We start from the raw sequence: 12,630 nt of genomic DNA, 5'->3' as shown, positions 1-12,630 counted from the left end.
TCCCCCAACACCCGCTCACGCACCACACCACCCAACACACCAACACGCCCCACCAACCCCCACGGATCCCCCACCACCCGCTCCAACACCCACAGGACAGAGGCAAGGACGTCTTCCGCCCGAGCGCGCTCGAACACGTCCGGCCGGTAAACGAATTCACCTTCCAGCCGTTCGCCGGGAATCACGATCAGGGCCAGGGAGTAGTGGCTCGTGTCCTGGCTTGCGCCTGCCGGGCGGATGGTCAGAGATTCGTCGTCCGATGCGGCCGGCGCATGCGGGTAGCTCTCGTACACGACGAGGGTGTCGAACTCCGCGCCCGGGCCGGCGAGGCGCTGGATCTCCGCCAGACCGATGTGCTGATGGCTCATCAGCCGTGCCTGTGCTCGCTGGAGTTCGGTCAGCATCTCGATGATCGGCTGTCCCGCGGTCAGGTTCACCCGTACCGGAAGCGTGTTGATGAACAGGCCGACGGCCGACTCCGCGCCGGGCAGGTCTGCAGGGCGTCCGGCCACGGTGGCGCCGAAGACCACGTCGTTGCGCCCGGCCAGCCGGGCCAGCACCAGCGCCCAGACACCCTGGACCACGGTGTTCACGGTCAGGCCATGGCTTCGCGCGACCTCCTCCAGCTTCCGGCTCAGGTGCTCCGGGAACGTGAAGCGGATCGGCTCGGGCAGGACCGAGGCCCGCACGAGCTCCGCGGGCACCACCCGCGTCGGCTCGTCGGCTCCGGCCAGCTCGGCCTGCCATGCGGTACGGGTCTCATCCTTGTCCTGCCGGGCCAGCCAGGCCAGATACTCCCGGTACGACGTCGGCGCAGGCAGTCCCAGAGCGTCGCCGCCTGCCTCGTACGCGGCCGACACCTCGCTGATCAGCAACGGCAATGACCAGCCGTCCATGAGGATGTGGTGACTGGAGAGGACGAGGCGATGCCGGTCGGCGCCGAGGCGGATGAGCAGGAGGCGCAGCAGCGGCGCCGTCGTGAGGTCGAAGCGCTGCGCCCGCTCCTCGGCGGACAACCGCTCGACCTCGGCCGACGCATCGGCTTCCGCCGGCCCGGAGACGTCCGCCTCCCGCCAAGGTAGCTCCACATGCCGGGCAATGACCTGTACGGCATCCCCCGAGGCGCCCCGGTGGAAGCAGGCCCGCAGGATCGGATGCCGGTCGACAACTGCCTGCCAGGCCGCGCGCAGCCGCGCCGCGTCCAGCGGTCCGTCGAGCGCCAGCGCCCGCTGGCTCGCGTACACGTCCGGGCCCTCGTCGTCGAAGGCTGCGTGGAAGAGCATGCCCTCCTGCAGCGGCGACAGCGGCCAGACATCCATCAGGTTCGGGACCGCTGCTTCCAACTCCTCGACCTGGGCCTGGTCAAGTTCCACCAGCGGGAAGTCGGACGGCGTGTGGCCGCCCGCGGTGGGTTCGTCGGTGGTGTGCGCGGCCAGGCCCCGCAGCATCTCCAGCCACAGCCCGCCGAGCCGTTCGGCCGCCGCGTCGTCCAGGAGGCTGCCGGGCCAGCTGAGCGTGAGGGTCAGCTCCGGGCCGCCCGTGGTGTCACGCACCACGGCACCGGCTTCCAGGGCGTGCGCCACGGGCATGTCGGGGTCGGCCGCGCCACCGACCGCCGTCTCGCCGGCCAGCTGCCAGGCGCGGGCGGGACCGGACTGCTCACCGACGGTGAACCGGCCCAGATAGTTGAAACCGATCTGGGCGGTGGGGAGTTCGGCCAGGACCTCGGCCGTCTCCGGGTTGAGGTGGCGGAGCAGGCCGTAGCCGAGTCCGTCACCGGGGACGGAGCGCACCTGTTCCTTGACGGCCTTGAGCAGTGCACCCGCCGCTGGGCCGCCCGTCAGGGCTTCTGCCAGGTCGGCAGGTGTTGTGTCCAGGCGGACGGGGTGGACGTTGGTGAACCAGCCCACCGTGCGGGACAGGTCCACACCTTGCACCGGCTCCCGGCCGTGCCCCTCGACGTCCACCAGCACCCGGCCGGCCAGCCCGGGCTGCCAGTGGGTGACCGCTCCGGCAAGCGTCGCAAGCAGCACTTCGTGCAGGCCACAGTGGTACATCGTCGGTGCCTGTCCGGCCAGCACCGCCGCCTGCGCTACCGGCACCGTCCAGGAACGGTGCTTGAGCGTTCGTACGGTGTCCAGGGCCGTATTCAACGGCCGGTCACCGAGGGCCAGTTCCTCGACCTGGAGGAGTCCGCTCCACGCCTGTAGTTCGTCGCGCCGGTCGTCGCTGCGGGCCTGAGTGGTCAGCAGCTCCGCCCACCGGCGGAAGGACGTGCCCACCGCGTCCAGTACCGGTGCCTCACCCGCGACCACGGCCTCGTACGCGGCCTGCAGATCCGGCAGCAGGATCCGCCACGACACTCCGTCCACCGCCAGGTGGTGGACCACCAGCACAAGGCGGCCGGTGCGGGACGGTCCCGCATCCACCCACACGACCTGCACCATCACGCCAGATGCGGGATCCAGCCGTTCCACCGCGTCGCGGGCCGCACGACCGGCAACCTCGTCCAGGTCGCGCTCGTTGGTCATGATCGCGTCCACGTGGTGGATCAGCCCTGCTGCCGTCACGGTTCCCGGCTCACCGACCATCAGCCGTGAACCGCCGCCCTCGACACGAACGCGCAGCATGTCGTGCGTGTCGATGACCGCGCCCACAGCCGTGACCAATGCATCCCGGTCCAGTCCGGCCGGCGCGCCGACGACCATCCACTGCGCGAACCGCGAGCCGACACCTGCTTCGCCCATGGCCCGCATCGCAGGCGTCCAGGCAACCTCGCCCACACCGTCGTCACCCGAACCAACCGTGGACCGACCGTCCACGGGCTGAGCGACGAGCGCCAAGCGCTCGACGGTCTTCTCCTCGAACACCTGCCGCGGGGTGACCACCCACCCGGCGCGCCTCGCCCTCGACGCCAGCTGCATCGACATGATCGAGTCGCCGCCCAGCTCGAAGAAGCCGACGTCGGCCGCCACCTGGTCGAGCCCCAGCACCTCGGCGAACAGGCGGCACAGGGTCTCCTCGACCACACCTTCCGGCGCCCGACCGGACACCTGCTCCGCGAAGTCCGGCGCCGGCAGAGCGGCCCGGTCCAGCTTCCCGTTGACCGTCAGCGGCAGTGCGTCCAGCACCAGGATCGATGACGGCACCATGTACTCCGGCAACCGCGCACCGGCGAACTCCCGCAGCTCCGCGATGTCCACCTCGCAGTCCGCGGCCGGGACGAGGTACGCAACCAGCCGCCTGTCACCGGCCTGGTCCTCGCGCACGATGACCGCCACCTGGCCGACACCGTCGTGCCCGGCGATGACGGAGCTGATCTCTCCCGGCTCGATACGGAACCCGCGGATCTTGACCTGCTCATCGGCTCGCCCGGCGAAGTGCAGCTCACCGTCGGCCGACCAGCGGGCCAGGTCACCTGAGCGATACATCCGCTGCCCCGGCACGAACGGGCAGGCCACGAACCGTTCGGCCGTCAGGTCCGGGCGTCCCACATAGCCCCGGGCCAGTCCCGCCCCGGAGATGTAGACCTCGCCGACGCCACCGACCGGCATCGGCAGCAGGAACTCGTCCAGGACAAAGACCTGGGTGTTGGGTAGCGGGCGGCCGATGGCGGGGGGTGCGTCCTGCGAGGTGATGCCCTCGCCGAGCGGTGTGACGGTGGTGATGACGGTGGCCTCGGTGGGGCCATAGGTGTTCCACACCCGAGCCTGTGCCCGCCAGCGTGCGGCCAGGTCGGCACTCAACCGCTCAGCGCCCAATACCCAGTTGGACACCCCGGGCACCGACGCAGGATCCAACACCCCGAGCAACGACGGCACCACACTCGCCACGCTCACACCCGCCGCACGGATCATCTCCGCCAACACCGCAGGATCCGTACGCTCCTCACTCCCGGCAATCGCCAGCGTGCCACCGGCGGCCAGCGTCACCGCGACATCCAGCACCGCCGCGTCAAAGCTGAACGACGCGAACTGCAACGCCGTCACACCCTCATCCACACCCAGCACCGGCCGCATCGCCTCCGCCAGATTCGCCACGCCACCGTGCGCAACCGCAACACCCTTCGGCCGGCCGGTGGAGCCCGATGTGTAGATCACGTACGCCAGTTGGTCCCGATCCACGACCGTGTTCAACGGCTCCGCCGATTCCGCGGCCAGCGCCTCCGCCGCCGCATCGAGCAGCACCACATGCTCGGCCTCCAGGTCCGTGGAGGTGCTGAGCACGACCGAGGCTCCGCTGTCTGCGGCCATATAGGCGAGTCGGTCGGCGGGGTACTCCGGATCCAGCGGTACGAACGCGGCCCCGGCCTTCCACACCGCCAACTCACCCACGACCATGTCCACTCCGCGCGGCAGGCACAGGCCGACCCGGGACTCCGGCCCGACCCCCAGACCGAGCAGGTAGCGCGCCAGCCGGTTCGAGCGCGCTTCCAAGTCCCCGTACGAGACGACTTCTTCGCCGCACCGCACAGCCACCGCCGTCGGCGATCGCCGCGCCTGCGCGACGAACAGTTCCAGTACCGACGCCGCCGGAACCGGCCGCGCCGTGGCATTCCACTCCCGGACGACCCGGGTGCGCTCGGCCTCGCTCAGCACCTCTGTCCGCCCCACCGGGACCGACGGGTCGGCAACCAGTTGCTCAAGCACCCTCAGGAGACAGGCAACGATCTCCTCCGCCTCGGCGTGCTCGAACACATCCGGTCGATAGGAGAGTTCTCCTTCCAGCCGGTCGCCGGGGTTCACCACCAGACTGAGCGGGTAGTGACTCGCATCCCGGCTCGCCCCTGCCGGGCGAATGGTCAGCACGTCCTCGTCGGCCTCGGTGGCTTGGCGCGGGTAGTTCTCGTAGACGATCAGGGTGTCGAATTCCGCGCCCGGGCCGGCGAGCCGCTGGATCTCCGCCAGGCCCAGGTGCTGGTGCGCCATCAGCGCAACCTGCCGCTCCTGCAGATCGGCGAGCAACTCCGCCGCGGACTGCGCGCCATCGAGCCGCACCCGCACGGGAACGGTGTTGATGAACAAGCCGATCGCCGACTCCGCACCCGGCAGGTCCGTCGGCCGTCCCGCCACGGTCGCGCCGAAGACCACGTCGTGCCGCCCGGCCAGCCGCGCCAGCACCAGGGCCCAGGCGCCCTGCACCACGGTGTTCACGGTCAGACCACGGCTGCGCGCCAACTCCTCCAGCTGTTGCGTCAGTTCGTACGAGAACTCAAAGTGCGCGGGCTCGGGCATGACCGGCGTCCGTACCAGGTCCGCTGGCACAACACGGGTCGGCTCCTCGGTTCCGGCCAGCTCCGCCCGCCATGCCGCCCGGGTCCCCTCCTTGTCCTGGCGGGCGAGCCACGCCAGGTACTCCCGGTAGGAAGTGGGCGCGGGCAGCGCACGCGGGTCGCCTGCCGTCGCGTACACCGTGGACAGTTCGTCGAGCAGGACCGGCAGTGACCAACCGTCGATGACGATGTGATGGGTCGTCATCACCAGCAGATGCCGGTCGGCGGTGAAGCGGACGAGCAGCAGCCGCAGCATGGGGGGCGCCGTCAGGTCGAAGCGCTGTGCCCGCTCCTCGGCGGACAACCGCTCGACCTCGGCCGACGCGTCGGCCTCCGGCAGGCCGGAGACATCCGCCTCCCGCCACGGCAGCTCCACCTCACGGGAGATCGCCTGCACGGCATCCCCCGAGGTATCCCGGTGGAAGCCGGCCCGCAGGATCGGATGCCGGTCGACGACGGCCTGCCAGGCCGCCCGCATCCGGGCCACGTCCAACGGTCCTTCGAGCGCCAGCGCCCGCTGACCCTCGTAGACGTCCGGGCCGTCGGTGTCGAACGCGGCGTGGAAGAGCATGCCCTCCTGGAGCGGCGACAGCGGCCAGACGTCCACCAGGTTCGGGATCGCCGACTCCAGTTCGTCCACGCCCTCCTGCGTCAACTCCACGAGCGGGAAGTCGGAGGGGGTGTGACCGCCCGCGGTGGGGGTGTCGTTGGTGTACGCGGCCAGGCCGGCCAGCATCTCCAGCCACAGCCCACCCAGACGCTCGGCCGCCGCCTCGTCCAGGAGTCCGCTCGGCCAGTTGAGTGTGAGGGTGAGCTCCGGCCCGTCCGCCGTATCGCGTACGACGGCACTCGCATCGAGGGCGTGCAGCACCGGTGTGTCCGGGTCTGCCGCTCCGCCGACGGCTGTCTCGCCGGCCAACTGCCAGGCGCCGATCGGCGCCGTCTGCTCACCGGCGTCGAACCGGCCCAGGTAGTTGAACCCGATCTGGGGGGACGGGAGTTGAGCCAGGGCCGTGGCCGTGTCGGGGTTGAGGTGGCGCAATAGGCCGTAGCCCAGCCCGTCACCGGGCACGGAACGCGCCTGCTCCTTCACTCGCTTGACCAGCGCACCCGCCGCCGGGCCGCCCGAGCGGACCTGGGCCAGATCGATTCCGTGGGGATCGAGCCGGACCGGGTGGATGCTGGTGAACCAGCCCACCGTCCGGGACAGGTCCACCCCGTCGACCGGCTCTCGGCCATGACCCTCGACGTCGATCAGCAACCCGGGGGCAGCGGTCGGACGCCAGTCGGTGACAGCACCGGCCAAGGTGGCCAGCAGCACCTCGTGCAGCCCGCAGTGGAACGCTGCCGCCGTGCGCCCGGCCAGCACCGCCGCCTGCTGGACCGGCACCACCCACGAGCGGTGCCGCAGTGTCTCGATGGTGTCCCGGGCCGGGTCGAGCGCCCTGCTTCCGAGCGTCGGCTCCTCGCCGTCCAGCAGGGCGGTCCAAGCCTCCAGCTCGGCACGGCGCTCTTCGCTCCGGGCCTGGGTGGTCAGCAGCTCCGCCCAGCGGCGGAAGGACGTACCCGTCGAATCGAGGACCGATGCACCACCCGCGGTCACCGCCTCGTACGCGGCCCGCAGATCCGGTAGCAGGATCCGCCACGACACGCCGTCGACGGCCAGGTGGTGGACCACCAGCACCAGACGACCGGCCCGTGACGGCCCGGCGTCCACCCACACGACCTGCGTCATCACTCCGGACGCCGGATCCAGCCGCTCCACGGCGGCATGCGCCCGCTCCTCGACCAGACCATCCAGCTCACCGTCCGCCACATCGGCCGCGTCCACCCATTGGACCAGCCCGGCCGGATCCACCGACCCCGGCTCACCCACCACCAGGCGACGTTCGCCGAAGCCCTCGACGCGGGCGCGCAGCATTTCGTGCGTATCGACGACCGCGCCCACAGCCGCGACCAGCGCCTGCCGGTCCAAGTCGGCCGGCGCGCCGACGACCGTCCACTGCGCGAACCGTGAGCCGGTCACCGCCGACAGACCCAGCACCCGCATCACCGGCGTCCAGGGCACCTCGCCGGTCCCCACGTCGCCCGGGGCTGCGGCCCGCCCGTCCACCGGCTCCGCAACCAACGCCAGCCGCTCGACGGTCTTCTCCTCGAACACCTGCCGTGCCGTGACCACCCACCCGGCGCGCCGGGCCCGGGACGCGAGTTGCATCGACATGATCGAGTCGCCGCCCAGCTCGAAGAACGAGTCCTCGGCGCTCACCTGTGCCAGCTTCAGCACGTCGGCGAAGAGTGCGCCGAGGGCCTCCTCGACCACGCCCTGCGGTGCCCGCCCGGACACCCTGCCCGCGAAGTCCGGCGCCGGTAGTGCGGCCCGGTCCACCTTTCCGTTCGGCGTGATCGGCAGCGCGTCCAGCACGACCACCGCGGCCGGGACCATGTAGTCCGGCAGTTCGGCCGCCACGAAGTCACGCAGCGCCGCGCCCTCGACCGCACGGGCGGCACCGTCGCCGGTCGGGACGGCGTAGGCGACGAGCCGTTTCTCGCCCGGCTGGTCGTCGCGCACCACGACCGCGACCTGGCCGACGCCGGGGTGTCCGGTCAGGACCGCCTCCACCTCGCCGGGTTCGATCCGATGGCCACGGATCTTCACCTGCGCGTCGGCCCGCCCGACGAACTCCAGCTCGCCCGCGTCGGTCCAGCGCACCACGTCGCCGGTCCGGTACATCCGCGCACCCGGCAGGTACGGGGAGGCCACGAACCGCTCGGCGGTCAGACCCGGCCGTGCCGCGTAGCCGCGCGCGAGGCCCGCCCCCGCGATGTACAGCTCGCCTCCGACCCCGACCGGTGCCGGCCGCAGGAAGCCGTCGAGCACGTACACGCGCATGTTGTCCAGCGGACGGCCGATGGGCATCTGCAGCGGGGCCGGCGCGTCCGGCTCGATGCGGTACGACGTCGCGAACGTGGTCGTCTCGGTCGGGCCGTAGCCGTCCACGACCACCAGGTTCGGGCACGCCTCCCGCACTCGGTGCACCGCGTCCGCCTGCACGGCGTCGCCGCCGGTCCACACCTCGCGCAGCCCCGCCAGACACCCGGGGTCGTCCTGCGCGAAGAGGTGGAACAGCGCTGCCGTCAGCCACAGCGCGGAGACCCCGTGGCGTCCGATCAACTCCCGCAGCCGCGCGGGTGTCGGGATGCCCGGCGGCGCGACGACGACCCGCCCGCCGGACAGCAGCGGCACCCACAGCTCGTACGTCGACGCATCGAACGTCTGCGGAGAGTGGAACAGCACGGTCTCGTGCCCGTGGGCGAACCGGCTGTCCCGGGCGAGCGCGGCCACGTCCGCGTGCGTGACCGCCACGCCCTTCGGGACACCGGTCGACCCGGACGTGTACATCACGTAGGCCACGTCCTCGGGAACGGCCACGGCGGCGGTCGCGACGCCGCCGTCGGTACCGGTCATCAGCGCGCCGACCCGCACCACGTCCGTCGGCTGGTCGGTCAGCTCCTGATCGGCGACGACCAGCCGAACGTGCTCCAGCACCACGCGCCGACGCGCCGCGGGCCAGTCCGCCTCCACAGGGACGAACCCGGCGCCGACCTTCAGCACACCCAGCAGTACGGCGACCAGCTCCGCCGACCGCTCCATCGCCACACCGACCAGGTCGCCACGGGACACGCCGCGCTCGGCCAGGCCGTACGCCACTCGGTCGGCGATCCGGTTCAGCTCGGTGTACGACCACTGCGGGCCGCCCTCGGCGACGACCGCGAACGCGTGCGGCGTCCGCCGTGCCTGTGCCGTGAACAGCTCCGGCAGGGATACGGGGGAGAGCGGACGCGCGGTGTCGGTGTCGTTCCACTCAACGAGCATGCGTGAGCGCTCGGCCTCGCTCAGGACGTCGATCCGGCCCACCGGCAGCAACAGGTCGGCCGTCAACTGCTCAAGCACCCCCAGCAGGGAGGCGAGGATCTCCTCGGCCTGGACGCGCTCGAACACATCGGGCCGATAGGACAGCTCGCCGCCCAGCCGGTCACCGGGGTTGACGATGAGAGTGAGGGGGTAGTGGCTGGCGTCCTCCGCCTTGCCCTCCGGGCTGATGGCCAGAACTTCGGCGTCCGACGCGGCCGGAGTGTGCGGGTAGCTCTCGTACACCACCAGGGTGTCGAACTCCGCGCCCGGCCCGGCGAGCCGCTGGATCTCCGCCAGGCCCAGGTGCTGGTGCGCCATCAGCGCAACCTGCCGCTCCTGCAGATCGGCGAGCAACTCCGCCGCGGACTGCGCGCCATCGAGCCGCACCCGCACGGGAACGGTGTTGATGAACAGACCGATCGCCGACTCCGCGCCGGACAGGTCAGCGGGGCGTCCGGCCACGGTGGCGCCGAAGACCACGTCGTTGCGCCCGGCCAGCCGCGCCAGCACCAGCGCCCAGGCACCCTGCACCACGGTGTTCACGGTCAGACCACGGCTGCGCGCCAACTCCTCCAACGCCCGGGTCTGTTCACCGGTGAGCTCGAACAGCGCGGGCTCGGGCATGACCGGCGTCCGTACCAGCTCCGCGGACACGACCCGGGTCGGCTCCTCGGCCCCGGCCAGCTCGGCCTGCCACACGGCGCGGCTCGTTTCCTTGTCCTGCCGGGCCAGCCAGGCCAGGTACTCGCGGTACGACATCGGCGGCTGCGGCTGCGAGCGGACGTCGCCGTCCGTCTCGTACGCCCTCAGCAGCTCGTGGAGCAGGACCGGCAGCGACCAGCCGTCCATGAGGATGTGGTGACTGGAGAGGACGAGACGATGCCGGTCGGCGCCGAGGCGTATGAGCAGGACGCGCAGCAGTGGAGCGGTCGTGAGGTCGAAGCGCTGCGCCCGCTCGTCGGCGGACAACCGCTCGATCTCGGCCTGTGCGTCGGCCTCCGACAGGCCGGAGACGTCCGCCTCCCGCCAGGGCACCTCCACATGCCGGGCGATGACCTGGACTGCCTCGCCGGTCCTACGACGGCGGAACCCGGCCCGCAGGATCGGATGCCGGTCGACAACCGCCTGCCAGGCCGCCCGCAGCCGCGTCGGCTCCAGCGGTCCGTCGAGTGCCAGCATCCGCTGGCCCTCATAGACGTCCGGACCCTCGTCGTCGAAGGCGGCGTGGAAGAGCATGCCCTCCTGCAGCGGGGACAGCGGCCAGACGTCCATCAGATCCGGGACCGCGGCCTCGAACTCCTCGACTTCGTCCTGTGAGAGGTCGAGGAGGGGGAAGTCGGACGGGGTGTGGCCGCCAGCGGTGGGGGCGTGGGTGGTGTGCGCGGCCAGGCCCTGCAACATCTCCAGCCAGAGCCCACCGAGGCGTTCGGCCGCCGCGTCGTCCAGGAGTCCGCTCGGCCAGTCGAGGGTGAGGGTCAGTTCCGGTCCGTCGGCTGTGTCACGTACGACGGCGCCTGCGTCGAGGGCGTGCGTGGCAGGAGCGTCCGGATCGGCCGCGCCGCCGACCGCCGATTCTCCGGTCAGCTGCCAGGCACGGGAGGGGCCGGACTGCTCGCCGGCGGTGAACCGGCCCAGGTAGTTGAACCCGATCTGGGCTGTGGGAAGTTGGGCGAGGATCTCGGCGGTATGCGGGTTGAGGTGGCGGAGCAGACCGTAGCCGAGTCCGTCACCGGGCACGGTACGCACTTGCTCCTTGACGGCCTTGAGCAGTACGCCGGCGGCCGGGCCGCCCGTCAGGGCGTCAGCCAGGTCAGCAGGTGTTGTGTCCAGGCGGACGGGGTGGACGTTGGTGAACCAGCCCACGGTCCGGGACAGGTCCACCCCGTCCACCGGCTCCCGGCCATGGCCTTCGACGTCGACCAGCACCGGGCCGGCCGGACCGGGCTGCCAGTGGGTGACTGCTCCGGCCAGGGTGGCGAGTAGGACTTCGTGCAGGCCGCAGTGGTAGGTCGTGGAAATCTGTCCGGCCAGGACCGCCGCCTGCTCTACCGGCACCGTCCAGGATCGGTGCTTGAGCGTTCGTACGGTGTCCAGGGCCGGATCCAACGGGCGGTCGCCAAAGGGGAGTTCGTCGCCTTGGAGGAGTTCGGTCCAGGCTTGGAGTTCGGCGTGGCGTTCGTTGCTTCGGGCCTGGGTGGTCAGCAGCTCCGCCCACCCGCGGAAGGACGTGCCCACCGGGTCGAGCGCCGGTGCTCCGCCCGCGATCACTGTCTCGTATGCCGCTTGCAGATCCGGCAGCAGAATCCGCCACGACACCCCGTCCACTGCCAGGTGGTGAACCACCAGCGCGAGACGGCCGGTGCGGGACGGTCCCGCATCCACCCACACCACCTGCACCATCACGCCGGCCGCCGGATCCAACCGGGCCACGGCGGCTTGCGCCTGCTCCTCGGCAAGACAGTCCAGCTCGCCGTCCCCTGCATCGATCGCGTCCACGTGGTGGATCAGCTCGGCTGCCGTCACGGTTCCCGGCTCACCGACCGTCAGTCGCGTTGCTGTGTCCTCGACGCGGGCGCGCAGCATGTCGTGGGTGTTGATGACCGCGCCCACGGCCGTGACCAGCGCCTGGCGGTCCAGCCCGGCCGGTGCACCGACAACCGTCCACTGCGCGAAACGGGGTCCGATGACCGCCTGTTCGCCGAGTGTCCGCATCACCGGTGTCCAGGGCACCTCGCCGATCCCGACGTCGCTCGGGGCGACGGACTGGCCGTCCACCGGCTCTGCCACCAGCGCCAGCCGTTCGACGGTCTTCGCCTCGAACACCTGCCGTGGGGTGACCACCCACCCCGCGCGTCGGGCTCGCGACGCCAACTGCATCGACATGATCGAGTCGCCGCCCAGCTCGAAGAAGCCGGCATCGGCTGCGATCTGTTCCATGCCCAGTACCTCGGCGAACAGCCCGCAGAACAGCTCCTCTTCGGGGGTGGCCGGTGCCCGGCCCGCCATGTTGCCGGGTGCCTCGGGCGCAGGCAGCGCGGCCCGGTCCACCTTCCCGTTGACCGTCAGTGGCAGCGCCTCCAGCACCACCACGGCGGACGGGACCATGTAATCCGGCAGGGTTTCAGCCGCGTACTCACGCAGCACCGCACCGTCCACAGCACGGTCCGCAGCAGGCACTACGTATGCGACGAGCCGCTTGTCGCCCGGCCGGTCCTCGCGCACGACGACCGCGGTGTGAGCGACATGCGCATGCTCCGACAGGACGGTTTCGATTTCGCCGGGTTCGATGCGATACCCACGGACCTTGACCTGCGTATCGGCCCGGCCGAGGAACACCAACTCCCCCTCAACCGTCCACCGCACCACATCCCCGGTCCGATACATCCGCACCCCGGGAACGAACGGACACGCCACAAACCGCTGACCCGTCAACCCCGCCCGACCC

1 protein-coding gene is annotated in these 12,630 nt (G+C 71.1%); it reads right to left on the bottom strand.

All coding sequences use genetic code 11. The features are described 5' to 3' along the window. A partial coding sequence (locus ACZ4EG_RS46180) for an amino acid adenylation domain-containing protein (protein ID WP_467795005.1) occupies positions 1-12,548 on the bottom strand: 12,548 nt, incomplete at its 3' end. Positions 12,549-12,630 lie beyond the last annotated feature (82 nt).

The sequence above is a fragment of the Streptomyces sp. NPDC025638 genome (assembly GCF_055558775.1).
The sequence above is the reverse complement of the archived record's forward strand: the minus strand, read 5'-3'. Positions and strand labels throughout refer to the sequence as shown.